This window comes from Pantoea sp. Ap-967, assembly GCF_011752565.1.
In the GTDB taxonomy this organism is placed as follows: Bacteria; Pseudomonadota; Gammaproteobacteria; order Pseudomonadales; family Pseudomonadaceae; genus Aquipseudomonas.
Genome location: NZ_VWXK01000004.1, coordinates 254885 through 278341 on the forward strand (window position 1 = coordinate 254885; position 23457 = coordinate 278341).

Annotated in this window: 23 protein-coding genes, 3 tRNA genes and 2 rRNA genes; 4 read left to right on the forward strand and 24 right to left on the reverse strand. The window is 63.1% G+C overall.

Annotation, left to right across the window (positions count from 1 at the left end):
* Positions 1–182 precede the first annotated feature (182 nt).
* The 6 genes from F3J45_RS06820 to rluD form a co-directional block, all read right to left on the reverse strand.
* Positions 183–258: transfer RNA gene (locus F3J45_RS06820), tRNA-Lys, on the reverse strand.
* A gap of 6 nt (positions 259–264) precedes the next feature.
* Positions 265–341: transfer RNA gene (locus F3J45_RS06825), tRNA-Pro, on the reverse strand.
* A gap of 4 nt (positions 342–345) precedes the next feature.
* Positions 346–421, reverse strand: a tRNA-Asn gene (locus tag F3J45_RS06830).
* A gap of 400 nt (positions 422–821) precedes the next feature.
* Positions 822–3386 carry an ATP-dependent chaperone ClpB gene (clpB, locus tag F3J45_RS06835; protein ID WP_167059281.1) on the reverse strand — a complete coding sequence of 855 codons (2565 nt, stop codon included), beginning with the start codon at positions 3384–3386 and terminating at the stop codon, positions 822–824.
* Between the two features lie 234 nt (positions 3387–3620).
* The gene (gene pgeF / locus F3J45_RS06840; RefSeq protein ID WP_167059284.1) at positions 3621–4361 is read right to left on the reverse strand and encodes a peptidoglycan editing factor PgeF; all 741 of its coding nucleotides are present in this window, start codon (positions 4359–4361) and stop codon (positions 3621–3623) included.
* Complete coding sequence (gene rluD / locus F3J45_RS06845) at positions 4358–5320, reverse strand: 23S rRNA pseudouridine(1911/1915/1917) synthase RluD (RefSeq protein WP_167059287.1); 963 nt, start codon at positions 5318–5320, stop codon at positions 4358–4360. Before rluD ends, pgeF begins: the two co-directional genes overlap by 4 nt.
* A gap of 147 nt (positions 5321–5467) precedes the next feature.
* Between rluD and F3J45_RS06850 the strand changes: the two genes are divergently transcribed.
* Both F3J45_RS06850 and F3J45_RS06855 read left to right on the forward strand, forming a co-directional pair.
* Positions 5468–6487 (forward strand): outer membrane protein assembly factor BamD, encoded by a 1020-nt coding sequence (locus F3J45_RS06850; protein WP_167059289.1) that lies wholly within the window; start codon positions 5468–5470, stop codon positions 6485–6487.
* A gap of 94 nt (positions 6488–6581) precedes the next feature.
* Positions 6582–6812, forward strand: coding sequence for a PP0621 family protein (locus F3J45_RS06855; RefSeq protein WP_167059291.1), 231 nt, complete (start codon positions 6582–6584; stop codon positions 6810–6812).
* A gap of 28 nt (positions 6813–6840) precedes the next feature.
* Here F3J45_RS06855 and F3J45_RS06860 read toward each other — a convergent pair whose 3' ends face one another.
* The 7 genes from F3J45_RS06860 to F3J45_RS06890 all read right to left on the reverse strand — a co-directional run bounded on the left by F3J45_RS06860 (position 6841) and on the right by F3J45_RS06890 (position 10818).
* Positions 6841–7101 carry a Txe/YoeB family addiction module toxin gene (locus tag F3J45_RS06860; RefSeq protein WP_167059355.1) on the reverse strand — a complete coding sequence of 87 codons (261 nt, stop codon included), beginning with the start codon at positions 7099–7101 and terminating at the stop codon, positions 6841–6843.
* Between the two features lie 13 nt (positions 7102–7114).
* Positions 7115–7399, reverse strand: coding sequence for a type II toxin-antitoxin system Phd/YefM family antitoxin (locus tag F3J45_RS06865; protein WP_167059294.1), 285 nt, complete (start codon positions 7397–7399; stop codon positions 7115–7117).
* Between the two features lie 498 nt (positions 7400–7897).
* Positions 7898–8995 carry a glycine oxidase ThiO gene (gene thiO / locus F3J45_RS06870; RefSeq protein ID WP_167059296.1) on the reverse strand — a complete coding sequence of 366 codons (1098 nt, stop codon included), beginning with the start codon at positions 8993–8995 and terminating at the stop codon, positions 7898–7900.
* Between the two features lie 54 nt (positions 8996–9049).
* Entirely contained in the window at positions 9050–9439 is a 390-nt protein-coding gene (locus tag F3J45_RS06875) for a type IV pilin protein (RefSeq protein ID WP_167059299.1), read from the reverse strand.
* A 1-nt stretch (position 9440) separates the two neighbouring features.
* On the reverse strand, positions 9441–9914 hold the full coding sequence (locus F3J45_RS06880; protein WP_167059302.1) for a PilX N-terminal domain-containing pilus assembly protein: 474 nt from the start codon (positions 9912–9914) through the stop codon (positions 9441–9443).
* Positions 9911–10561 (reverse strand): PilW family protein, encoded by a 651-nt coding sequence (locus F3J45_RS06885; protein ID WP_167059305.1) that lies wholly within the window; start codon positions 10559–10561, stop codon positions 9911–9913. The genes F3J45_RS06880 and F3J45_RS06885 overlap by 4 nt, the downstream gene beginning before the upstream one ends.
* Positions 10558–10818 carry a prepilin-type N-terminal cleavage/methylation domain-containing protein gene (locus F3J45_RS06890; RefSeq protein ID WP_205300428.1) on the reverse strand — a complete coding sequence of 87 codons (261 nt, stop codon included), beginning with the start codon at positions 10816–10818 and terminating at the stop codon, positions 10558–10560. Before F3J45_RS06890 ends, F3J45_RS06885 begins: the two co-directional genes overlap by 4 nt.
* A 61-nt stretch (positions 10819–10879) precedes the next feature.
* Here F3J45_RS06890 and F3J45_RS06895 point away from each other — a divergent pair, with 61 nt between their 5' ends.
* Positions 10880–11323, forward strand: coding sequence for a GspH/FimT family protein (locus F3J45_RS06895; RefSeq protein WP_205300429.1), 444 nt, complete (start codon positions 10880–10882; stop codon positions 11321–11323).
* A 1-nt stretch (position 11324) separates the two neighbouring features.
* Here the strand turns inward: F3J45_RS06895 and ispH are convergent, their stop codons facing one another.
* The 6 genes from ispH to murJ all read right to left on the reverse strand — a co-directional run bounded on the left by ispH (position 11325) and on the right by murJ (position 18660).
* Positions 11325–12272 (reverse strand): 4-hydroxy-3-methylbut-2-enyl diphosphate reductase, encoded by a 948-nt coding sequence (gene ispH / locus F3J45_RS06900; RefSeq protein WP_167059310.1) that lies wholly within the window; start codon positions 12270–12272, stop codon positions 11325–11327.
* A gap of 14 nt (positions 12273–12286) precedes the next feature.
* The gene (fkpB, locus tag F3J45_RS06905; protein ID WP_167059312.1) at positions 12287–12724 is read right to left on the reverse strand and encodes an FKBP-type peptidyl-prolyl cis-trans isomerase; all 438 of its coding nucleotides are present in this window, start codon (positions 12722–12724) and stop codon (positions 12287–12289) included.
* Positions 12717–13232 carry a signal peptidase II gene (gene lspA / locus F3J45_RS06910; RefSeq protein ID WP_167059315.1) on the reverse strand — a complete coding sequence of 172 codons (516 nt, stop codon included), beginning with the start codon at positions 13230–13232 and terminating at the stop codon, positions 12717–12719. The genes fkpB and lspA overlap by 8 nt, the downstream gene beginning before the upstream one ends.
* The gene (gene ileS / locus F3J45_RS06915) at positions 13225–16056 is read right to left on the reverse strand and encodes an isoleucine--tRNA ligase (protein WP_167059318.1); all 2832 of its coding nucleotides are present in this window, start codon (positions 16054–16056) and stop codon (positions 13225–13227) included. Before ileS ends, lspA begins: the two co-directional genes overlap by 8 nt.
* Positions 16053–17003 (reverse strand): bifunctional riboflavin kinase/FAD synthetase, encoded by a 951-nt coding sequence (gene ribF, locus F3J45_RS06920; protein WP_167059321.1) that lies wholly within the window; start codon positions 17001–17003, stop codon positions 16053–16055. Before ribF ends, ileS begins: the two co-directional genes overlap by 4 nt.
* Positions 17004–17121: 118 nt before the next feature.
* Positions 17122–18660 (reverse strand): murein biosynthesis integral membrane protein MurJ, encoded by a 1539-nt coding sequence (gene murJ, locus F3J45_RS06925; protein WP_167059324.1) that lies wholly within the window; start codon positions 18658–18660, stop codon positions 17122–17124.
* A gap of 250 nt (positions 18661–18910) precedes the next feature.
* Here murJ and rpsT point away from each other — a divergent pair, with 250 nt between their 5' ends.
* The gene (rpsT, locus tag F3J45_RS06930; RefSeq protein ID WP_003247625.1) at positions 18911–19189 is read left to right on the forward strand and encodes a 30S ribosomal protein S20; all 279 of its coding nucleotides are present in this window, start codon (positions 18911–18913) and stop codon (positions 19187–19189) included.
* Between the two features lie 139 nt (positions 19190–19328).
* On the opposite strand, the gene F3J45_RS06935 is transcribed toward rpsT, so the two are convergent.
* From F3J45_RS06935 to F3J45_RS06955, 5 genes are all read right to left on the reverse strand, one after another.
* Entirely contained in the window at positions 19329–21629 is a 2301-nt protein-coding gene (locus tag F3J45_RS06935; RefSeq protein WP_167059327.1) for a PqiB family protein, read from the reverse strand.
* Positions 21622–22245 carry a paraquat-inducible protein A gene (locus F3J45_RS06940; protein ID WP_167059330.1) on the reverse strand — a complete coding sequence of 208 codons (624 nt, stop codon included), beginning with the start codon at positions 22243–22245 and terminating at the stop codon, positions 21622–21624. Before F3J45_RS06940 ends, F3J45_RS06935 begins: the two co-directional genes overlap by 8 nt.
* The gene (locus F3J45_RS06945; protein WP_167059333.1) at positions 22232–22891 is read right to left on the reverse strand and encodes a paraquat-inducible protein A; all 660 of its coding nucleotides are present in this window, start codon (positions 22889–22891) and stop codon (positions 22232–22234) included. Before F3J45_RS06945 ends, F3J45_RS06940 begins: the two co-directional genes overlap by 14 nt.
* A gap of 210 nt (positions 22892–23101) precedes the next feature.
* A 5S ribosomal RNA gene (gene rrf / locus F3J45_RS06950) occupies positions 23102–23217 on the reverse strand.
* Positions 23218–23353: 136 nt separating this feature from the next.
* Positions 23354–23457 (reverse strand): 23S ribosomal RNA (locus F3J45_RS06955); the annotation flags it as partial.

The following is a 23457-nucleotide window of genomic DNA, read 5'->3' on the forward strand; positions in this document are numbered from 1 at the left end:
GGCAGGCAGCGCTGGAGCGATGGCAGAGATGATCCAGTTCACCTGAAAAACCACAGCGCAGTGGCCGGATGCTATCAACGTTTTGGGTGTGCTGGAAGTGACCCATGAAGCCAGGCAGATGACGTCGGCGTTTTTCTAGCGCAAACGAAAAAGCCCGCCTTGAAAGGCGGGCTTATCGTATCTGGTGGGTCGTGTAGGATTCGAACCTACGACCAATTGGTTAAAAGCCAACTGCTCTACCAACTGAGCTAACGACCCGGAAAATGGTCGGGGTGAGGGGATTCGAACTCCTGACATCCTGCTCCCAAAGCAGGCGCGCTACCGGACTGCGCTACACCCCGAGATTGGCTCCGCGACCTGGACTCGAACCAGGGACCCAATGATTAACAGTCATTTGCTCTACCGACTGAGCTATCGCGGAACTGAACTTCGGTACATCTTTACAGCTTCGAAGTCTGTGTTAGCTTCGATCTCTTGAGCTATTCGCTTTCGCGTTGTCGCTGCTGAGGTCGGCTATTCTACATTCTTCGTTTTGCTTGTCAACACCTTTTTTTCATTCAACTTACTGATTTGTAAGTTGTTTTGCGGTCACCGATGTTGCTGGTGATTCGCTTGGTGGCTGACAACGCGGCGTATATTAGGGGCACCTGATTTTAGATGCAAGCAGAAATTTCAAAAATTTCAGCAAGTTATCTGGAGGGCCCGGGAAGGCCTGAATTTGCGCGGGTTGTGGGGGGGCTGATCGCGAGCTTTGCTCGCTCCTACACCAGCCTGGTAGGAGCGAGCGCAGCTCGCGATGCGCCGCCCACGGCGCCCTGCAATCAACCGAAGACGATTTCGTCCCCTTCCACCCTGGCGGTAATCGCCGTGCCCGGCAGGAACTTGCCAGCCAGAATCAGCTGCGCCAGCGGGTTTTCGATCCAGCGCTGGATCGCGCGCTTCAGCGGCCGGGCGCCGTACACCGGGTCGTAACCCACGGCGATCAGCTTGTCCAACGCCTCTGGGCTCAGGCTCAGCGACAGGTCGCGCTCCAGCAGGCGGCTGCGCAGGCGGCCGAGCTGGATTTCAGTGATACCGGCGATCTGCTCACGGCCCAACGGCTCGAACACCACCACTTCGTCGATCCGGTTGATGAACTCCGGACGGAAATGCGCGCCCACGGCGTCCATCACTGCCGCACGCTGCGCCTCGCGGTCGCCCACCAACTCCTGGATCTGCGCCGAGCCCAGGTTGGAGGTCATCACGATCACCGTGTTGCGAAAATCCACGGTGCGCCCGTGGCTGTCGGTCAGGCGGCCATCCTCCAGCACCTGCAGCAGCACGTTGAACACATCCGGGTGGGCCTTCTCGACCTCGTCCAGTAGCACCACCGCGTAGGGTTTGCGGCGCACGGCTTCGGTCAGGTAGCCGCCCTCTTCATAACCTACGTAGCCAGGTGGGGCGCCGATCAGGCGAGCCACGGAGTGTTTCTCCATGAACTCGGACATGTCGATGCGCACCATGGCCTCTTCGGTGTCGAACAGGAACTCGGCCAGCGCCTTGCACAGCTCGGTCTTGCCCACGCCGGTCGGGCCAAGGAACAGGAACGAACCACTGGGCCGGTTCGGGTCGGACAACCCAGCCCGCGAACGGCGCACGGCATTGGCCACGGCAGTCACGGCCTCGCCCTGCCCGATCACGCGCTGGTGCAGCAGCGCTTCCATCTTCAGCAGCTTTTCACGCTCGCCTTCGAGCATTTTCGCCACCGGAATGCCGGTCCACTTGGACACCACTTCGGCGATTTCTTCCTCGGTGACCTTGTTGCGCAGCAACTGGTTGTCGGTCTTGCCGTGCTGGTCGACCATCTGCAGGCTGCGCTCAAGGTCCGGGATCACCCCGTACTGCAGCTCGGCCATGCGGCTCAGGTCGCCCTTGCGGCGAGCGCTTTCCAGTTCCTGGCGAGCCTGTTCGATTTTCTGCTGGATCTGCGCCGAGCCCTGCACTTCGGCTTTTTCGGACGCCCAGATTTCCTCCAGGTCGGAATACTCACGCTCCAGGCGCTCGATTTCCTCGGTCAGTTTTTCCAGGCGCTTCTTCGCGGCCTCGTCTTCTTCTTTCTTCAGTGCCTGGGACTCAACCTTCAGTTGAATCAGGCGACGGTCGAGGCGGTCGAGCACTTCCGGCTTGGAGTCGATCTCCATGCGGATGCGGCTGGCGGCCTCGTCGATCAGGTCGATGGCCTTGTCTGGCAGCTGGCGGTCGGTGATATAGCGGTGGCTGAGCTTGGCGGCAGCGATGATCGCACCGTCGGTGATGGCCACCTTGTGGTGCACTTCATAGCGCTCTTTCAGGCCACGCAGGATGGCGATGGTGTCTTCCTCGCTCGGCTCTTCCACCAGCACTTTCTGGAAACGGCGCTCCAGGGCGGCGTCTTTCTCGATGAACTGGCGGTACTCGTTGAGCGTGGTGGCACCGACGCAATGCAGCTCGCCCCGGGCCAGGGCCGGCTTGAGCATGTTGCCAGCGTCCATGGCGCCCTCGCCTTTGCCGGCGCCAACCATGGTGTGCAGCTCGTCGATGAACAGGATGATCTGGCCTTCCTGCTTGGACAGCTCGTTGAGCAGGCCTTTAAGGCGCTCTTCGAACTCACCGCGGTACTTGGCACCGGCGATCAGCGCGCCCATGTCCAGCGCCAGCAGGCGCTTGCCCTTCAAGCCATCGGGCACTTCGCCGTTGATGATGCGCTGGGCCAAGCCCTCGGCGATGGCGGTTTTGCCGACGCCCGGTTCGCCGATCAGCACCGGGTTGTTCTTGGTACGGCGTTGCAGCACCTGCACGGTGCGGCGGATTTCATCGTCACGGCCAATCACCGGGTCGAGCTTGCCTTCCTCGGCACGCTTGGTCAGGTCGACGGTGTACTTGTCCAGGGCCTGGCGCGACTCCTCGGCGTTGGCGTCATTCACCGCCGCGCCGCCGCGCAGGTTGCTGATGGCATTTTCCAGGGCCTTCTTGCTCACGCCCTGGCCGAGCAGCAACTTGCCAAGCTTGCTGTTCTCGTCCATGGCAGCGAGCAGCACCAGTTCGCTGGAGATGAACTGGTCGCCCTTCTGCTGGGCCAGGCGGTCGGCCTGGTTGAGCAGGCGCGCCAGGTCCTGCGACATGTTCACGTCGCCGGTGGGGTTCTGGATTTTCGGCAGCTGGTCGAGTTCTTTCACCAGCGCCTGGCGCAGGCTGTTGACGTCGAAGCCAACCTGCATCAGCAGTGGCTTGATCGAACCGCCCTGCTGTTCGAGCAGTGCCTGCAACAGGTGCACCGGCTCGATGGCAGGGTGGTCCATGCCAACGGCCAGGGATTGGGCATCGGAGATGGCAAGCTGGAGCTTGCTGGTCAAACGGTCTATTCGCATGGGATACCTTCCTTTAAAGGGCAGGTCGGAGCGATGGACAGCGCCTGTTTATAAAGAAACCTGCCTGAGATGACTTTATAGATAAGGGTGATTCTGGAAGATTCAAGCGTAGCGGGGTTGACCGGGGTCAACCGGTTGAATTAACGCTGGAGCATTCGCGGGGCAAGCCCGCTCCTACAAGGGACGGGTTCGTTTTGTAGGAGCGGGCTTGCCCCGCGAAGAGGCCGGTGCAGGCTAACGCGGTTCCAACCACACCAACGAGGCAAAGCGCCCACCCTGCGGCGTACGGCGGTAGGAGAAGAACCGCTCATCGCTTACCGTACACAAGCCCCCGCCATATACGGCCGTCACCCCACGCGCCGCCAGGCGAATGCGGGCCAGCTCATAAATGTCGGCCATCAGTTTGCCCGGCCGCTCACCCTCGACGAACGCCCGGGCCGCTTCAGGGTGCACCGCGGTAAAGGCCTCGCGCACTTCCAGCCCCACCTCGAATGCTGCCGGGCCAATGGCCGGCCCCAACCACACCAGCACCTCTTCAGGCGCCAGGGCCAGGCGGTCGAGGGTGGCCTCCAGCACGCCACCGGCCAGCCCGCGCCAGCCGGCATGGGCGGCGGCCACGCGGGTGCCGGCGCGGTCGCAGAACAGCGCGGGCAGGCAGTCGGCGGTCATCACCGCACAGGCGATACCCGGCTGGCTGGTCCAGCTGGCGTCGGCCTCGGCCACCACGGCCGGGTTGGCATCGGCCACGACCTGCCCATGCACCTGCTTGAGCCAGGCGGGCTGGATGGCGAATTCTTCGCTCAGGCGGCGGCGGTTCTCGGCGACCGCCAGCGGGGCATCGCCCACGTGGTCACCGAGGTTGAAGCTGGCGAAGGGCGCCAGGCTGACGCCGCCTTCGCGGGTGGTGACGCAGGCGCGGACCGAGGCCGGGGCAGGCCAATCGGGGAACAGCAGCGACTGCGTCAGGCCACTCATCCGATAAAGCTCTCGCGGTCCTGGTTGAGCAGCGACAGCAACCAGACGAAGTCATCCGGCAGCGGCGATTCCCATTTCATCTTCTCACCGGTGATCGGATGCACCAGGGCGAGGAACCGCGCATGCAGCGCCTGGCGCGGGAAGGTCTTCACCGCCTCTACCATGGTTGGGCTGGCTGCCGGCGGAATGCGGAAACGCACGCCGTACGTCTGGTCGCCGACCAGCGGATAACCGACATGCGCCATGTGCACGCGGATCTGGTGGGTACGCCCGGTTTCCAGCTTGACCCGCACATGGGTGTGCGAGCGGAAGCGCTTGAGTACCCGGTAGTGGCTGACCGCTGGCTTGCCGCCGTCTGTCACGGCCATGCGCTGACGCAGGCCACCGTGACGGCCGATCGGGGCATCGATCTTGCCGCCGGCGATCACCACGCCAACCACGATGCACTCGTAGATGCGGCTGACAGTACGGCTTTGCAACTGCTCGACCAGCTTGGTCTGCGCCTGCAGCGTCTTGGCCACCACCATCAGACCGGTGGTGTCCTTGTCCAGGCGGTGCACGATACCGGCGCGTGGCACGTTGACGATGTCCGGCACATGGTGGAGCAGCGCGTTGAGCAAGGTACCGCTGGCATGCCCGGCGGCCGGGTGAACCACCAGCCCGGCGGGCTTGTTGATCACCAGGATGTGCTCGTCCTCGTAGACGATATCCAGTTCGATGTCTTCGGCAATCCACTCGCCCTGGGCCTCTTGCTCGGCCTCCAGGACAAGCAGGGAGCCACCATGGACGGGATCGCGTGGTCTGACGACCGCACCATCGACCGTCAGGCGGCCCTCTTTGATCCACGAAGTAAGCCGCGAACGCGAATACTCAGCGAACAATTGGGCGGCGACCTGGTCGAGGCGTTGGCCGCCCAGTTCGGACGGGACCTCTGCGCTAAGTTGAATGATCTCGGACATGCTCGATTCGGCGGGCGCACAGCCTTTGGTTTCGGCTGCGAGCTTGTGGTTAAATACGGCTTCTTTTGTCCCGGGGTTGGCCGGGGCGCTCATCATAACAGGACGGCACCGCCCAAGACAGCGGCCGTCAAAGGGACGCAAGCCGCCATGCAAGTGAAACACCTGCTGCTGATCGCTATCCTCGGGCTTACCGCGGCCTGTTCCTCTAACAAGGAAGTCATTGACGAGAACCTCAGTGAGGCCGAGCTGTATCAACAGGCTCAGTCCGATCTGGACAACTCCAGCTACACCAGCGCGGTGAACAAGCTCAAGGCCCTGGAGTCGCGCTACCCGTTCGGCCGCTACGCCGACCAGGCGCAGCTCGAACTGATCTACGCCAACTACAAGAACTCCGAGCCCGAGGCTGCCAAATCGGCTGCCGAGCGCTTCATCCGCCTGCACCCGCAGCACCCGAACGTCGACTACGCCTACTACCTCAAGGGCCTGACCTCGTTCGACCAGGATCGCGGCCTGCTGGCGCGCTTCCTGCCGCTGGACATGACCAAGCGTGACCCGGGCGCGGCGCGTGACTCGTACAACGAATTCGCCCAGCTGACCAGCCGCTTCCCCAACAGCCGCTACGCGCCAGACGCCAAGCAGCGCATGATCTACCTGCGCAACCTGCTGGCCTCCTACGAAATCCACGTAGCCGACTACTACCTGAGCCGTCAGGCCTACGTGGCTGCCGCCAACCGTGGCCGCTACGTGGTCGAGAACTTCCAGGAAACCCCATCGGTCGGCGATGGCCTGGCCGTGATGGTCGAGTCGTACCAGAAAATGCACCTGGACGAGCTGGCCGCCACCAGCCTGGAAACCCTCAAACTCAACTACCCGGACCACCCAAGCCTGGTCGATGGCCAGTTCCAGCCCAAGCAGACCGAGTCTGATGGCCGCGGCTGGCTGTCCAAGGCAACCCTGGGCCTGATCGAAACCGAAACCCCGCTGCCGCCGGGCGAAACCCGCGCCAACCAGGACGTGGTCAAGCAGTTCCAGGACGCCCGCGACGAAATGCCGCAAGAGCTGCTGCCCAAGGACGAGAACGGCGACCCGATCGTGCCGGCCGGGCCGAAGGAAGCCGAGAAAGACCGTTCCTGGTTCAGCTACATGACCTTTGGCCTGTTCGACTGATGACAGGCGCATGAGAAAGGGAGGCCAGAGGCCTCCCTTTTTTTTTGGCCGCGCCCTAGACTGTCGGCTTTCTTCCACCGACAAGCTGGTCACCATGATTCGCCTACTTTTCTGGGTCGCCCTGATCGCCGCCGCGTTCTGGCTGTGGCGCAAATTCAACGCCAGCCAGCAGCCGCCCGCCGAGCCCAAGCTCGACGCCCCGCTGAAGATGGTGCGCTGCGCCCACTGCGGCGTGCACCTGCCCGACGACCGGGCGCTGCAGCAAGGTAGCGAATGGTATTGCAGCCAGGCGCATTTGCAGCAGGGGCCCGGCCGGTCGGCGTAACTCCTCGCCCTTTGAATCGGGTGGAAGATCAATCATCGTAGTGGTATCGGCACTGCAAGATGGTCATCTGCCCGGCTTCGAACAGGTACACCAACCGATGCTCGCGGGTAATGCGACGAGACCAGAAGCCTGAAAGATCACCTTTGAGGGGCTCCGGCTTGCCTGTGCCTTTGAACGGTGTACCCAGGCACTCCCGAATCAGCCTATTGATCACGGCAAACACATCAGTGTCAGCATCCCTCCAGTGACAATAGTCTTCCCAGCCCTCCGAAGTGAACGCAACACTGATCGAATTGCGAGCTTCAGTCTTGTTCCGTTGCTTTGACTTCGTGTTCATCGATGGACAGCTCATGAGAAGCAGCTTTTCCCGACCGCAACTGATCAATGGATGCGCGCAAGCGCTTGGCATTGGCTGATGAACCCAGCAGATACAGGGTTTCCTGCATGCCGTTGTAGTCCTCAAGGGAGATCATGACAACCGGCTCTCCGCGCTGGCGAGTGATGATCGCAGGTTCGTGATCCCGACAAACATCGTCCATTGTCTGCTTCAGGTCGGCGCGAGCCTGGCTAAAAGTCAGTACATGCATTTCTTCAAATCCTTCCCAGGAAGGGCCTGGATCAGGTATCTCTTGGCCCACGCAGCAGGGCTGAATGAGCAATGGGCTTGCAGGTACGTGCCGACGGACTCAGCAGGGACCAACCAAAACATTGTACAAGCCTAGGTACAAACCTCAACTGCCCATGGTCGGGACACCTTGGGCACGCGAATCATAGATTGGGCTGCCTGCAAAGCGGTAGGTGCCAGCTTGCCATAGAGCTAGTAGGAAATGTCATCAACGACCCTCGCAGGGTAAGCCCACTCCTCCGGGCTGCGCTGTCGCGCAGGGAACACTGCCAGCAGGCGCACCGCCATTCCCTGTAGGAGCGAGCACAGCTCGCGATGGGCTGCAAAGCAGCCCCGGGTCATGAGCCGCGAAGCTGGAACCCTGGGGCCGCTGCGCGCCCCATCGCGAGCTACGCTCGCTCCTACCGCAGCGGCGCCGGCTTGGAGATTGCCAGGGCTGCGCTAGGAGCAGAACAAGCCCTCAGCCCAGACGACCTTCTGGCGCATACGGCGCCGGGTCGATGATTGGCTCGGCCCCGGTCAGCAGATCTGTCAACAATTGGCACGAGGCTGGCGCCAGCACCAGCCCATTGCGGTAGTGCCCGCAATTCAGCCACAACCCGCCATGCCCGGGCACTGGCCCGATGTAGGGAATGCCTTCGGGCGAGCCCGGCCGCAAGCCGGCCCAGTGTCCGACCACCTCGGCATCGGCAAGCGCCGGCAGCAGCTCGATGGCCGACGCCTTGAGGCTGGCCAGCGCGTCATCGGTCGGGGTCTTGTCGTAGCCGGCATGCTCCAACGTGCTACCCACCAGAATGTGCCCGTCGCGCCGAGGGATGGCATAGCGCCCCTTGGCCAGCACCATGCTCGGCAGAAAGTCCTCGGCGCACTTGAACAGGATCATCTGGCCCTTCACCGGCTCCACCGGCAGCTCAAGGCCCAGGGTGCGCAACAGGTCGCCGCTCCAGGCACCGGCGCTGAGCACCACTTCATCGGCGGCCAACACGCCGTCGGCGGTCTGTACCCCAGCCACCCGGCCATCCTGGTGAACGAAGCCGCTGACTGGGCAGTGCTCGCGCAAGGTCACGTTGGGCAGCGCCTGCAGCGCGGCCTTTAGCGACTTCACCAGCCGTGGGTTGCGCACGTTGGCCACACCGGCCATGTAGATAGCGCGCTTGAAGCCTGCCCCCATCACCGGAACGGCATCATAGGCCGCCGAGATATCCACGGCGCTCAGTGGCCGCTGCTGGCGAACCGCCCAGACCAGCGCCTCGGCTTCATCGTCCAGGTCGAGCCAGTACAGCCCGGTGGTGTGAACTTCCGGGTCGATTCCGGTGCTGGCGAACAGCCGCTCGCCCAGCTGTGGATAAAAATCCTGAGACCAGTGCGCCAGGGCGGTTACCGCCGGGCTGTAGCGCCAGGGGTACAACGGCGAGACGATACCCCCACCCGCCCACGACGACTCGCGGCCAACCTCGCCCTGATCGCACACCACCACCTGGCCGACCTTGGCCGCCAGGTTGAATGCGGTCAGCAGGCCAATCACCCCGCCGCCGACCACCACTACTTGCTTGCTCATCTGTCGATCCAACACCTGAAGTAAAACCGCGATGCACCGGGCATCATTGAACCTTCAGCTCCCCCAACAGCGCTCACTGCCTGGCACGGCATTCGGGTTACCCTGCACGCCGGCCTGGTCGAGCTGGAAATCGCCGCAACGATCATCGGCCATCAGCCCACCGGGCAAGCGCTGCGCGAGCAGCGTGAAGGTATCGCTGTCGCGCTGGGCGTGCAGGCGGTAGTGGCGGTTGGCAACGGGCAGTTGCAGCTCGCCCTCGGCGTACTGGCCGGTGCGCACGCGGTGGCGCTCCAGGCGCAGGGCAGCGTCGTGCAGCAGGCCGACCACTTCGCTGCGTGCGGCTCGCCTGAGCTGGTCGCTGTAACTGGGGTAGGCAATGGCTGCCAGAATGCCGGTCACGGCCACGACAATCAACAACTCGATCAGGCTCATTCCTTGTTGCATATCAGTCTTCCTTCAGTCTTTGCCGCCAGAGGATGCGCCGCGGTGCCTGTGCTTGAGCGGTCGGCACGGCGTAGACGGCCTCCAGCACCTGCCTGGCGGCCTGTTGCCGGCTGACCGCCGTTACTCGGTACAAGGTGACCTGCTCAGCCTCGGGCATATGAATGGCATTGCTGGTTTCACCCAGGTTCTGCAACTGGAAGTAACCTGACGAGCTGGCCTGCCAGTGGCCATGAAGCTCATGCGGACGTGGCGGTGGCGGGCAGCCTTGGCACGCAGGAAGCGCCGCCTGGCGCAGCGCTGACAGGCCGGCCAGCAGCGTGCCTTCTGCTTCCTCGAAGGCCTGCAAGCCATCGCGCAGGGTTGCTGCCATGCGCATGTCCACCAGCGCATCACGCAGGGCCGACGCTGCGAGCAACCCCAGCAACAGGCTGAACACCAACGCCAGCACCAGCACCATGCCCCGCTGGCGCTTCATGGCCCGGCTACCGGATTGCGCAGCGCCACGCTCAGCCCATGCTGCTGCTCCAGTTGCAGTACCGGTTCGTACAACGTCAGGTGCAGGTCTATCCGCTGCCCTTGCGGCGTGTTCACCAGCGCCACCTGAAACGTGCGCACGTGCTCGGCCAGCCCCTGGGGCCGCCCACGGCGGCTGAACATCAGCGAAGTACCGTTCAGGTAGTAGCGATACCGGCTGATGGGGATGGCCATGAAGCCGTCCGGGTTCGCTTGGCGTCCGGGGTATAGGGTGGCCCGGTCATGGCAGTCGGTCAGCAAGGTCCAGTCTGGCGCCCCGGTATGGCCAGGCAACTCGGCCACGATCAGGTTGAGGCTCGACGGGCCGACTTCCACCGGCTGTTCGAAAGCCTGCCGGGCAGCCGCAGCTTCAAACTCGATGGCGTCCAGCCGCAGGCAGCCGAAAATGCCGGCCTGGCGGATGTCCCGGGCCATGCGCAACAGCGCCAGGCGGGCATCGTCCTGCAGGCGCAGCGCGGCGCCTTGCAGGTGCCAGCTTCGGTGAGCCGAAATCAGCAGTTGCCCTGCCCCTGCCAGCACCATCACGCCAATCGCCAGCGCCAGCGTGGCCTCCAGCAAACTGAACCCGCCCTGCCCTCGCCGGCTCAACGGCGCAGTTCCTGCTCACTGTGCAAAGCCAGCGCCGCAGCGCCGTCACGCCGCGCCTCGTCCGTGGCCTGCAATGCCTTCAACTGCAAACCCGCGGCAGCAAACATGCCGACGGCCACTACCAGGCCGGCCAGCAACACCTCGATCAGCGTCATACCTTGCTGTTTTTCGTGCATCCATGCACCTCCTGCGACGTTTCCTGCAAATAACTTGAACGTGGGCGACTGGACCTCGTGTCCAACGTCGGTGAAGCTCAAGCCAAGCACGTCCAGGGAGGGATGCCCAGTGAAGCAACGCGGTGTAACACTGATACAAACGATGTTTGCCCTGGCCTTGGCCGCCTTGCTGACGCAGCTTGGCATGCCGGCCTACGCCCGCTTGAGCGATGACCTACACCGAGCGGCGGCAGCCCGCGACCTGGCCCAGGCACTGCGCAGTGCGCGCAGCCATGCCGTGCTGCAAGGTCAGCCCGTGCAGGTGCAACCGCTTGAAATGGATTGGGGCAGGGGCTGGCGCGTGGTGCTGGAAAGCAACCAGCAGGTACTGCGTGAGCACCGGCTGTCACGGCCATTGAACATCGCGAAAAATGCAGGCATGCAACTCAGGTTCAGCGCACAGGGCGTGCCGCTGGGACAGGGCGATGGCTTTACCGGCACGACGCTGCAGGTTTGCGATAGCCCGTACTACGTGGTGCTGTCGAGCAGCGGCAGGGTCAGCCTGCGCACGGGAGATCGCAACGACCTTCCGTGCACAGGCACCTGAATCAGATCAGCGAGCGAACCCGCAGCTCCTTGGGCATGGAGAACGTGATGTTCTCCGGGCGCCCGTCCAGCTCTTCGGCGCCAGTGGCGCCCCAGGCGCGGAGCTGCTCGATCACGCCACGTACCAGCACCTCTGGCGCCGAAGCACCGGCGGTGATGCCAACGCGCTCGGCCCGGTCGAACCAGCCGCGCTGCAGGTCTTCGGCACCGTCGATCAGGTACGCCGGGGTGCCCATGCGCTCGGCCAGCTCGCGCAGGCGGTTGGAGTTGGAGCTGTTCGGGCTGCCGACTACCAGCACCACCTCGCACTCACCAGCCAGTTGCTTGACGGCGTCCTGGCGGTTTTGCGTGGCGTAGCAGATGTCGTCCTTGCGCGGGCCGCCGATGTTCGGGAAGCGCGCGCGCAGGGCATCGATGACCCGGCTGGTGTCATCCATCGACAGCGTGGTCTGGGTGACGAAGGCCAGGTGGTCGGGGTCGTTCACCTGCAGCTGGGCAACATCGTCCTCGTCCTCGACAAGGTAGATGGCGCCGCCGTTGCTGGCGTCGTACTGGCCCATGGTGCCTTCGACTTCCGGGTGCCCTTCGTGGCCGATAAGGATGGTTTCACGGCCATCGCGGCTGTACTTGGCCACTTCGATGTGCACCTTGGTGACCAGCGGGCAGGTCGCGTCGAACACCTTCAGGCCGCGGCCGGCGGCTTCCTGGCGCACGGCCTGGGAAACGCCATGGGCGCTGAAGATGACGATGACATCATCCGGCACCTGATCCAGCTCTTCGACGAAGATGGCGCCACGGTTGCGCAGGTCTTCGACCACGAACTTGTTGTGCACCACTTCGTGACGCACGTAGATCGGCGGGCCGAAGACTTCCAGCGCACGGTTGACGATCTCGATCGCCCGGTCGACCCCTGCGCAGAAGCCGCGAGGGTTGGCGAGTTTGATTTGCATGCTCGGCTCCAGGCTTACAGGGCCTTCACCTCGAGGATCTCCACCTCGAAGGTCAGGGTCTTGCCAGCCAGTGGGTGGTTGAAGTCGATGGTCACCTGCGCGTCATCGAACGCTTTGACCACACCCGGCAATTCGGTGTTGGCGGCGTCGTTGAAGATGATCAGCAGCCCGTCGGACAATTCCATGCCCTCGAACTGGGACCGCGGCATCACCTGCACGTTCTGTGGGTTGGGCTGGCCGAAGGCGTTCTCCGGCTCGACCACCACGGTGCGCTTGTCGCCGGCCTTGAAGCCGAACAACGCGGCCTCGAAACCTGGCAGCAGGTTGCCGTCACCGACCTTGAAGGTGGCCGGGGCCTTGTCGAAGGTACTGTCGACGGTATCGCCGTTTTCCAGGTGCAGCGCGAAGTGCAGGGTGACTTCGGTGTTCTGGCCGATGCGGGTGTCAGTCATGGACCGGATCCTCGGACTTCTTGCTCTTGAACATATCCAGCGCCAGCATCACCGCGCCAACGGTGATGGCGCTGTCGGCCAGGTTGAAGGCCGGGAAATAATGGCGGTTCTGCCAGTGCACCAGGATGAAGTCGACCACGTGGCCGAGCACGATGCGGTCGTACAGGTTGCCGATCGCACCGCCCAGCACCAGCGCCAGCGCCACGGCCAGCCAGGTTTCGCCGCGCCCCAGGCGCTTGAGCCAGACCACCAGCACGGCACTGACCACCACGGCGATCAGGGCGAACAGCCAGCGCTGCCAGCCCCCGCCTTCGGCCAGGAAGCTGAAGGCGGCGCCGGTGTTGTAGGCCAGGGTCCAGCTGAAGTAGTCGGGAATCACCACGATCTGCTGGTACATGGTCAGCGCATTGTTGAAGTACAGCTTGCTGGCCTGGTCGAGGACCAGGACCAGCAAGCTCAGCCACAACCACGCCATGCGCCCGAAGCGCCCCGCCGCAGGGTTAGGCATAGTGGCGCACCTCACCGGAGCCGGTCAGGTTGTCGACGCAACGGCCGCAGATTTCCGGGTGCTCCGGGTGGCTGCCGACGTCGGCGCGGAAGTGCCAGCAACGGCCGCACTTCACGTGGCCGGACTTCACCACCTGCAGCTTGAGGCCTTCGACTTCGGTGGCCACGGCTTCGGCCGGCGCCTGGGCGAACGGCACCACGCTGGCGGCCGAGGTGATCAGCACGAAGCGCAGTTCGTCACCCAGCTTGTTCAGGTCGGCGCTCAGGCCCTCCTCGGCGAACAGGGTAACTTCGGCCTGCAGGTTGCCGCCGATGACCTTGGCGGTACGCTGGTTTTCCAGCTCCTTGTTGACGGCCGCTTTCACTGCCATCACGCGGTCCCAGTAGGCGCGGTCCAGCTCGGTGCCTTGCGGCAGCTCGGTCAGGCCCTGGTACCAGCCGTTGAGCATCACCGACTCGTTGCGCTCGCCCGGCAGGTACTGCCAGATTTCATCGGCGGTGAATGCCAGGATCGGCGCGATCCAGCGCACCAGCGCCTCGCTGATGTGGTACAGCGCGGTCTGGCAGGAACGGCGGGCGACACTGTTGGCGCCGGTGGTGTACTGGCGGTCCTTGATGATGTCGAGGTAGAAACCGCCCAGCTCCTGCACGCAGAAGTTGTGGATCTTGGAATAGACGTTCCAGAAACGGTATTCGCCGTAGTGCTCTTCCAGCTCGCGCTGCAGCAGCAGGGTACGGTCCACGGCCCAGCGGTCCAGGGCGATCATGTCTTCCGGCTTGAGCAGGTCGCGGGCCGGGTCGAAGCCGGACAGGTTCGAGAGCAGGAAGCGCGCGGTGTTGCGGATACGCCGGTAGGCATCGGCGCTGCGCTGCAGGATCTGCTCGGAAACGGCCATTTCGCCCGAGTAATCGGTGGCCGAAACCCACAGGCGCAGGATGTCGGCACCCAGGGTGTTGTTGACCTTTTCCGGCTCGATGGTGTTACCCAGCGACTTGGACATCTTGCGGCCGTTCTCGTCCACGGTGAAGCCGTGGGTCAGCAGCTCGCGGTACGGCGCGTGGCCGTCGATGGCGCAACCGGTCAGCAGCGAGGAGTGGAACCAGCCGCGGTGCTGGTCGGAACCTTCCAGGTACAGGTCGGCGCGTGGGCCGGTGGCGTGGCCGATGTCGTGGGAGCCACGCAGCACGTGCCAGTGGGTGGTGCCGGAGTCGAACCAGACGTCGAGGGTGTCGGCGATCTTGTCGTACTGGCCGGCTTCATCGCCCAGCAGTTCGGCAGCGTCCAGCTTGAACCAGGCCTCGATGCCCTCTTGCTCGACGCGCTTGGCCACTTCTTCCATCAGCTCGACGGTGCGTGGGTGCAGCTCGCCGGTTTGCTTGTTGAGGAAGAACGGAATCGGCACGCCCCAGTTGCGCTGACGCGAGATGCACCAGTCCGGGCGGTTGGCGATCATCGAATGCAGGCGCGCCTGGCCCCAGGCCGGCACGAAGGTGGTGTCCTCGATGGCCTTGAGGGCGCGCTCGCGCAGCGGCTCGCCGGTGCTTGGCTGCTTGTCCATGCCGACGAACCACTGCGCGGTGGCGCGGTAGATCAGCGGGGTTTTGTGGCGCCAGCAGTGCATGTAGCTGTGGCTGATGGTTTCGGTGTGCATCAGCGCGCCGACTTCGCTGAGCTTGTCGACGATTGCCGGGTTGGCCTTCCAGATGAACTGGCCACCGAAGAACGGCAGCGACTCGACGTAAACGCCGTTGCTCTGCACCGGGGTCAGGATGTCGTCGTTGACCATGCCGTAGCGCTTGCAGGTGACGAAGTCGTCTTCACCGTAGGCAGGCGCCGAGTGCACCACGCCGGTGCCGGCGCCCAGCTCGACGTAGTCGGCCAGGTAAACCGGCGACAGGCGGTCGTAGAACGGGTGGCGGAAGTTCACCAGCTCCAGGGCCGAGCCTTGGGCGGTGGCGATGACCGCGCCTTCGAGGTTGTAGCGCTTGAGGCACGACTCGACCAGTTCTTCGGCCAGCACCAGCAGGCGCTCGCCGGTATCGACCAGGGCGTACGTGAACTCTGGGTGGATGTTCAGCGCCTGGTTGGCCGGGATGGTCCACGGGGTGGTGGTCCAGATCACGATGGCCGCAGGCTTGGCCAGCGCGGCCAGGCCGAAGGCGGCGGCCAGCTTGGCGTCATCAGCGACCGGGAAGGCCACGTCGATGGTTTGCGATTTCTTGTCGGCGTACTCGACTTCGGCCTCGGCCAGGGCCGAGCCGCAATCGAAGCACCAGTTCACAGGCTTGAGGCCCTTGAACACGAAACCTTGCTTGACCATTTCGGCCAGGGCGCGGATTTCACCGGCCTCGTTGGCGAAGTTCATGGTCTTGTAGGGGTTGTCCCAGTCGCCCAGCACGCCCAGGCGAATGAACTCGGTCTTCTGCCCTTCGATCTGCTCGGCGGCGTACTCGCGGCACAGCTCGCGGGTGCGGTCGGCGCTCAGGTGCTTGCCGTGGGTGACCTCGACCTTGTGCTCGATCGGCAGGCCGTGGCAGTCCCAGCCCGGGACATACGGCGCGTCGAAGCCGGACAGGGTCTTGGAGCGGACGATCATGTCCTTGAGAATCTTGTTCAGCGCATGACCGATGTGGATCTTGCCGTTGGCATAGGGCGGGCCGTCGTGCAGGACGAACTTCGGACGATCCTTGCCAATTTCGCGCAGTTTCCGGTACAGGCCAATGCTGTCCCAGCGCTGCAGAATCTGCGGTTCGCGCTGAGGCAGGCCGGCCTTCATGGGGAAGGCGGTGTCCGGAAGGTTTAGCGTGGCTTTGTAGTCGGTCATTTCAGGCTCTTCGTTAGCGGTTGAGCGTGCCAATGTGCACGTGCGGCGGCGATATCCGCATCGATCGCCGACTTCAGCGCCTCCAGGGAGGCGAATCGCTGCTCTTCACGCAGCTTGTGGTGGAATTCCACCGTCAGGCGCCGGCCATACAGATCGCCGGCATAATCCAGTAGATGAATCTCAAGGTGCGGGCGGCCGTCTCCGGCCACGGTGGGGCGCACCCCGATATTGCCAACACCCGGCCAGGCCTTGCCGTCGATCTCGATGCTGGCCAGGTAGACCCCGGACAGCGGCACGCGGCGGCGCTTGAGCTGGATGTTGGCGGTGGGCGTGCCAAGCTGGCGGGCAAGCTTCTGCCCATGCAGCACGCGCCCGGTAATGCGGTAAGGGCGGCCCAGCAGGTGTTCGGCGAGGGTGAAGTCGCCCTCGGACAAGGCCTTGCGCACTTCGGTGCTGCTGACCCGCAGGCCGTCCTGAATCACCGTGTTGGCAGCCTCGACGGTGAAACCGTATTGCTTGCCGGCATCGACCAGGAAGGTGAAATCACCGGCGCGGTCGCAGCCAAAGCGGAAATCGTCGCCCACTTCCAGGTGACGCACGCCCAGGCCATCGACCAGGATCGCCTTGACGAAGGCGTCGGCGCTGAGCTGGCTCAGGCGCTGGTTGAAGGCCAGGCACAGCACCCGGTCGATGCCCTCGGCGGCCAGCAGTTCGACCTTGTCGCGCAGGCGCGCCAGGCGGGCCGGGGCGGTGTCCGGAGCGAAGTATTCACGTGGCTGTGGCTCGAAGATCACCACGCAGGTCGGCAGGCCAAGTTCCTGGCCACGCTCGCGCAGGCGCGCCAGGATAGCCTGGTGGCCACGGTGAACCCCGTCGAAGTTGCCAATGGTGGCGACACAGCCCCGGTGCTCGGGGCGCAGGTTGTGAAGACCTCGAACCAGCTGCATAGCGCGCTTCTTGCTCATAAAGTGGCCGATTATAACCACACCCGGGCGCTGGTGACAGGCAGCAGCGCCCGGGGGCGGCGTGGAATGCGAAAAACCGACGCCTGACCCGCCATTGGCCCTAGTGCAGGGCGTTGCGGGCGAAGTGCCGGGGCCTGAAGCCGCACAGGTACAGGCAACCGAAATAGGTCACCACGCCGGCGCCGATCAACGCCCCCAGGCGCAGGAACCGTGCCAGCATGTTGCCCTGCTCCCAGGCCGGCAGGAAGTGCATGCCCACCAGCAGTACCGCCACCATCAGGGTGACCGCCAGCACCAGCTTGAGCAGGAACATCGCCCAGCCCGGTTGCGGCTGGAACAGCTGCTGGCTGCGCAGCTTCCAATACAGCAGGCCGGCATTCAGGCAGGCGCCAAGGCTGATCGCCAGGGCCAGGCCTGCGTGTTGCAGCGGGCCGATCAGTGCCAGGTTGAAGCCTTGGGTGCACACCAGGGTGAAGATGGCGATCTTCACCGGGGTACGGATATTCTGCTGCGCATAGAAGCCCGGTGCCAGTACCTTGACCAGAATGATCGCCAGCAGGCCGACCGAGTAGGCGATCAGCGCACGCTGGGTCATGGCCGCGTCGAAGGCGCTGAACTTGCCGTATTGGAACAGCGCGACGGTCAGCGGCTCGGCCAGGATCGCCAGGGCCAGGGTACACGGCAGCACCAGCAAAAAGCACAGGCGCAGGCCCCAGTCGAGGATCCGCGAATACTCCTCGCGGTCCTTGTTGGCGTAGGTCTTGGCCAGGGTAGGCAGCAGGATGGTGCCCAGGGCCACGCCGAGCACGCCCGAGGGCAGCTCCATCAGGCGGTCGGCGTAGTACATCCATGACACGGAACCGGCCACCAGGAAGGAGGCGAAGATGGTGTTGATGATCAGCGAAATCTGGCTCACCGACACCCCGAGGATGGCCGGCAGCATCTGCTTGAGCACCCGCCACACGCCCGTGTCGCGCAGGTTCAGGCGCGGCAGCACGAGCATGCCGATTTTCTTCAGTGCTGGCAGTTGGTACAGCAGCTGGGCAAGGCCACCGGCCAGCACACCCCAGGCCAGGGCCATGATCGGTGGGTTGAAGTACGGCGTCAGCAGAACGGCGAAGATGATCATCGCCACGTTGAGCAGGGTGGGGGTGAAGGCCGGCACCGAAAAACGGTTCCAGGTGTTGAGGATCGCACCGGCCAAGGACGACAGGGAGATCAACAATATATAAGGAAAGGTCACCCGCAGCAGGTCGGTGGTGAGCTGGTACTTCTCGGCACTGTCGACAAAGCCCGGTGCGGTGGCCCACACCACCCAGGGCGCGGCCAGGATGCCCACGGCCGTGACCAGGGCCAGCACCAGGGTCAGCAGCCCGCTGACGTAGGCAATGAAGGTGCGCGTGGCCTCGTCGCCCTGTTGGGTCTTGTATTCCGCCAGGATCGGTACGAAGGCCTGGGAGAATGCCCCTTCGGCGAAAATACGCCGCAGCAGGTTGGGCAACTTGAAGGCGATGAAGAAGGCGTCGGTGGCGATGCCGGCGCCGAAGACGCGGGCCAGGATGGTGTCGCGCACGAAGCCCAGCACCCGGGAAACCATGGTGATGGAACTGACTGCAGCCAGGGATTTGAGCAGATTCATCGAAAAGATTCACGCCAGGGACAGAGGACGCTGCCAGACAGCGTTCGAATGTGCGATACTCCCGCGCCTTCGCAGGGGAGCCAAAAATTCCCGAGTTTACAGGTAGCACGCCAGAAAGGAATATTTCCCGCCTGCTGCTGCACCACTCGGCGGAACCCTGCAGGTGGCCTTGACATCCGGTCTACTCATCGGCATGATTCGCGGCCTATTTTGTTTGCTATTTACCTAAAGTCTTTCGAGGAGCTCGACGGTGGCCAACACACCTTCCGCCAAGAAACGTGCAAAACAGGCTGAGAAGCGTCGCAGCCACAACGCCAGCCTGCGTTCCATGGTCCGCACCTACATCAAGAATGTAGTTAAAGCCATCGACGCAAAAGACGCCGAAAAAGCGCAAGCCGCTTACGTTCTGGCTGTACCAGTAATCGACCGTATGGCCGACAAAGGTATCATCCACAAGAACAAAGCTGCTCGCCACAAAGGCCGTCTGAATGGCCACATCAAGGCGCTGAAAGAAGCTGCAGCTGCCTAAGCGACGTTCTTGTCGAAAAAACCGACCCTAGGGTCGGTTTTTTTATGCCTGCGATTTAGCCCTCGGTCAATGGCACGGGCTAGGCCCGTGTTCGCGGGTGAACCCGCTCCCACAAAGGGGGAACGGGCCAACCTTTCCATCACTTGGCGATCTGAATCTTCGGCGCCCACTGCAGCCAGGCATCTTCGGGCTTGTCGAACAGCGCGAAGGTCTGCTGCGGCCGGGCCGGGTTGCCCATCTGCTCACCTTCGGGCGTTGCGAAGGCAATGCCGCCGTCGATCAGCGTTTCCAGGGACTCGGTACGCACCGTCGCGCCCTTGAACAGGCCCCAGTCGAAGCCGAAGCCGCTGCTGTTCCAGAACCGGCTACCGCCACGCACCAGCGCCGCATAACGCGGCTCGATCAGGATATGGATCAATACCCGGTCCGCCGTTTGGCCGAGCTCGAAGCCGGTCACCTTGCCCACCGCCACTTCACGGTAGGTAACCGGCACGCCCGGCTTGATCGAACCACGGCGGGGGGCACTGAGGGTCAACGGCAAACCGACTTCCTCCCCAGCCACCTCGGGCGCATCGGCCAGGGCGATGAAGTCATGCTGCACGCCCTTGTCCTTGATCGCCGGCTGCACTTCCAGGTACTGGCCGCCAATCAAGGTATCGAGGTTTTCCGTGCGCACCAGCCCCAGGGCCGGCTTGACCACCCAGAACTGCGTGCCAACCCGGGCAATACGCTCGGCGGCCTCGGTGATGCGTGCACGCAGCATGACAGCCTGCAGGTCCTTGGTCAGGTCGACGCTTTCGACACTGCCTACGTCCAGGCCACGGAAACGAATGGGTGTGCCCGGCTTGAGGCCATCGGCGCGGTCCACGCGAATGGTCACCAGGGTGCCGGCGCGGTTCACTGCATCCTGGTTTTCCAGCAGGCGGAAGCGCGGAATATGCCGTTTCAGCGCCACATTGGGCCTTGGCGTGTCGAAGGCGATACCACCGGCCATCAGCGTCTGCAGCGACTCACTCTTGATCTTGATGCCCGACAGGCCTCCGGTCAGGGTGATGCCACTGACGTTCCAGAACCGCGACGACCCGTTCACCAGGTTTTCGTATTCCTTCTCGATATGCACACCGATCAGGATGCGATTGCTGTTACGCGCAAACTGGTAGCTCTGCACGCTGCCGACCTTGACCTGGCGGTACATCACCGGGCTGCCGACTTCCAGCGAACCCAGGGTATCGGCGAACAGCACCAGGTGCAGGCCCGGCGCCTTGAGGTCCAGCGGCGGCGCCTTGGCCCTGGCCTCGAACTCGCGCTGTGGCTTGGCACCGCGCTCACCCGGGCGAATGGCAATGTAGTTACCTTTGACCAGCGCTTCCAGGCCGGTGATGCCCGCCAGGGAAATCGACGGCTTGACCACCCAGAACTGGGTACCCTCGACCAGGTAGTCTTCGGTCAGTGGGTCCAGGGTCAACTCGGCGGTGGCGCTGGCAAGGTTGTCCTCCATCTTCAAGGTCTTCAGCGACCCCACCTGAATACCTTTGTACATGACCGGCGTGCGGCCAGCCTGCAGGCCTTCGTAATCGCTCAGCTTGACCTTCACGCGGATCCCCGCCTGGGCGGCATCGAAGTCCTCGTACAGGCGAAACGGCAGGCTTGGGTCGGTGGGCGGGCTGTCCTTGCGGTACTCAGGGGTGGCGAAGGCGATACCGCCGGCGACGATACTCGACAGCGACTCGCTGCGCACCTTCACGCCGGACAGGTCGGCGTCGATGCTGATGCCACTGGCATTCCAGAACCGCGTGTGCTTGCGCACCAGGCTTGCGTAGGCAGGCTCGATGAAAACCTTGACCTCAACAGTGCTCTGGTCTTCGGACAAGCGGTAGCTCTTCACCCGGCCTACCTGGATCTGCTTGTAGAACACCGGGCTGTCGCGGTTGAGCGAGCCCAGGCGTTCGGCCTTGAGGGTCAGGTGCAGGCCCGGCTCGCTGTCGGACAGTGGCGGCGCCACCTTCAGGGCAGTGAAGCGCTTGGTGCGCTCGCCCTCGCCAGGGCTGACCGCAATGTAGTTGCCCGATACCAGTGTTTCCAGGCCGGAAATACCCGCCAGACTGACACTCGGCTTCACCAACCAGAACCGCGTGCCCTTGGTCAGGTGCGGCTCGGCGGCCTTGTTCATCTCGATGGTGGCGATAACGCCCTGCTTCTCACCCTCGGCGTCGAGCACCAGCTTGGTGACCTTACCAACCGACATGCCTTTGTAGATCACCTCGGTCTTGTTGGCGACGATGCCTTCGCCTGTCTCGAAGCGTACTTCGATCTCCACGCCGGCATCGCGGTAGGCTTGCCAAGCCAGCCAGCCGCCGATCATCAGCGCAATCAGCGGCAGGATCCAGATGGCCGACCAATTGGAGGCAGGGCGGGTTTTAGCCGTTGGCATGTCACTCATGGTCGTCATCCGACTCCGTGTTATCCCAGATCAGTCGGGGATCGAAAGTTAAAGCAGCAAGCATCGTGAGAATCACCACAGTAGCGAAGGCGACAGCGCCCAGGTTGGCTTCGACACTGGCGATACGGCCGAAATTCACCACGGCCACGAGAATGGCGATGACGAAGATGTCCAGCATGGACCAGCGCCCAATGAATTCGATGAAGCGGTACATCAGGATGCGTTGGCGCGCCGACAGTGGCTGGCGGCGCTGCACCGAATACAGCAGCAGGCCGATACCCACCAGCTTGAAGGTGGGCACCAGAATGCTGGCGATGAACACCACGGCCGCGATCGGCACCATGCCATGCTTGAGCAGGGTGATGACGCCCGACATGATGGTGTCGCCACTGCCCTGCCCCAGGGTACTGACCGTCATGATCGGCAACAGGTTGGCCGGGATGTACAGGATCGATGCCGTGATCAGCAGCGCCCAGGTGCGGATGATGCTGTTGGGGCGCCGCGCATGCACGGTGGCGCCACAACGGGTGCAGGTTTGCGAGTCGCTCTCGGCATCCTGACGGTTCAATTCGTGGCACTCATTGCACACCACAATGCCCGCATCAATCGCCCGCATGAAGATCCTCCCCGGACAGTGCACTCCAGATCTGGTGGGGCGACATCACCACTTCGAGCCAAACCTGAATCAGCAGCAGGCTGATGAAACAGAACAGGCCCAGGCCCACGGTCAGCTCGGCCAGGTCGACCAACTTGACGATCGCCACCAGCACGCCCATGAAATAGACCTCGAGCATGCCCCAGTCACGCAGGTGGTGGTAGATGCGATAGCACAGCAGCCCATAGCTGCGGCCGATATTCAGGCGAATGCTCAGCAGGACGGCCAGCTGGCACAACAGCTTGAGCAAGGGGATGGCCATGCTGCACAGGAACACGACCACAGCGACGCCGCGCATGTCTGAGTTGTACAGGCCCAGCACACCACTCCAGACGGTATCGTCGGAGGACTGGCCAAGCAGGTGCAACTGCATGATCGGCAGGAAATTGGCTGGCACGAACAGCAACAGGGCCGTCAGTACCAGCGCCAGGCTGCGATTGACCACATTGTAGCGATGGGCGTACAGCTCGTAGCCACAGCGCGGGCACAAGGCTTTCTCGCCGTGATGGAGCACGGGCTTGCGCAGCAGCAGGTCGCATTCGTGGCAGGCGACGAGGTCGTCCAGCGGCAATTGCTCCAGGGCTTCGGTTTTGACAGGTTCTGGCATCTCGAGGTTCTGAATAGGTACGTCGGCTCTATTCTAGTGTTCCAGCTCGAAATGTGGGAGCTGCCAAAAGCGAGCCCTGCGCAAGCCCCCCCGTAGGAGCGAGCAAAGCTCGCGATGCGGTCGGCCAGGCGCCGCGCATCTCAAAACATTAAACGCCAGAAAAGACAAAACCCCTACCTGCTCGCGCAGATAGGGGTTTTGCGAAATGAATCTTGACGATGACCTACTCTCACATGGGGAAACCCCACACTACCATCGGCGATGCATCGTTTCACTACTGAGTTCGGGATGGGATCAGGTGGTTCCAATGCTCTATGGTCGTCAAGAAATTCTGTTGCCAGAATGTCCTGCTGGACACGCTTAGCGAATTCGGATATGTGAATTTGTGATGTTGCGAATTTTCGGTTCTTTCGTCTTCACCACCACAATTTGGCTTTCGTGCGCAAATTGCTTGGGTGTTATATGGTCAAGCCTCACGGGCAATTAGTATTGGTTAGCTCAACGCCTCACAGCGCTTACACACCCAACCTATCAACGTCGTAGTCTTCGACGGCCCTTTAGGGGAT

What these genes read in the sequence shown, in the direction of transcription:
- clpB (WP_167059281.1), bottom strand. Translation starts at nt 3,386, where the DNA reads ATGCGAATAGACCGTTTGACCAGCAAGCTCCAGCTTGCCATCTCCGAT.
- pgeF (WP_167059284.1), bottom strand. Translation starts at nt 4,361, where the DNA reads ATGAGTGGCCTGACGCAGTCGCTGCTGTTCCCCGATTGGCCTGCCCCG.
- rluD (WP_167059287.1), bottom strand. Translation starts at nt 5,320, where the DNA reads ATGTCCGAGATCATTCAACTTAGCGCAGAGGTCCCGTCCGAACTGGGC.
- F3J45_RS06850 (WP_167059289.1), top strand. Translation starts at nt 5,468, where the DNA reads ATGCAAGTGAAACACCTGCTGCTGATCGCTATCCTCGGGCTTACCGCG.
- F3J45_RS06855 (WP_167059291.1), top strand. Translation starts at nt 6,582, where the DNA reads ATGATTCGCCTACTTTTCTGGGTCGCCCTGATCGCCGCCGCGTTCTGG.
- F3J45_RS06865 (WP_167059294.1), bottom strand. Translation starts at nt 7,399, where the DNA reads ATGCATGTACTGACTTTTAGCCAGGCTCGCGCCGACCTGAAGCAGACA.
- thiO (WP_167059296.1), bottom strand. Translation starts at nt 8,995, where the DNA reads ATGAGCAAGCAAGTAGTGGTGGTCGGCGGCGGGGTGATTGGCCTGCTG.
- F3J45_RS06875 (WP_167059299.1), bottom strand. Translation starts at nt 9,439, where the DNA reads ATGCAACAAGGAATGAGCCTGATCGAGTTGTTGATTGTCGTGGCCGTG.
- F3J45_RS06880 (WP_167059302.1), bottom strand. Translation starts at nt 9,914, where the DNA reads ATGAAGCGCCAGCGGGGCATGGTGCTGGTGCTGGCGTTGGTGTTCAGC.
- F3J45_RS06895 (WP_205300429.1), top strand. Translation starts at nt 10,880, where the DNA reads ATGTTTGCCCTGGCCTTGGCCGCCTTGCTGACGCAGCTTGGCATGCCG.
- ispH (WP_167059310.1), bottom strand. Translation starts at nt 12,272, where the DNA reads ATGCAAATCAAACTCGCCAACCCTCGCGGCTTCTGCGCAGGGGTCGAC.
- fkpB (WP_167059312.1), bottom strand. Translation starts at nt 12,724, where the DNA reads ATGACTGACACCCGCATCGGCCAGAACACCGAAGTCACCCTGCACTTC.
- lspA (WP_167059315.1), bottom strand. Translation starts at nt 13,232, where the DNA reads ATGCCTAACCCTGCGGCGGGGCGCTTCGGGCGCATGGCGTGGTTGTGG.
- ileS (WP_167059318.1), bottom strand. Translation starts at nt 16,056, where the DNA reads ATGACCGACTACAAAGCCACGCTAAACCTTCCGGACACCGCCTTCCCC.
- ribF (WP_167059321.1), bottom strand. Translation starts at nt 17,003, where the DNA reads ATGCAGCTGGTTCGAGGTCTTCACAACCTGCGCCCCGAGCACCGGGGC.
- murJ (WP_167059324.1), bottom strand. Translation starts at nt 18,660, where the DNA reads ATGAATCTGCTCAAATCCCTGGCTGCAGTCAGTTCCATCACCATGGTT.
- F3J45_RS06935 (WP_167059327.1), bottom strand. Translation starts at nt 21,629, where the DNA reads ATGAGTGACATGCCAACGGCTAAAACCCGCCCTGCCTCCAATTGGTCG.
- F3J45_RS06940 (WP_167059330.1), bottom strand. Translation starts at nt 22,245, where the DNA reads ATGCGGGCGATTGATGCGGGCATTGTGGTGTGCAATGAGTGCCACGAA.
- F3J45_RS06945 (WP_167059333.1), bottom strand. Translation starts at nt 22,891, where the DNA reads ATGCCAGAACCTGTCAAAACCGAAGCCCTGGAGCAATTGCCGCTGGAC.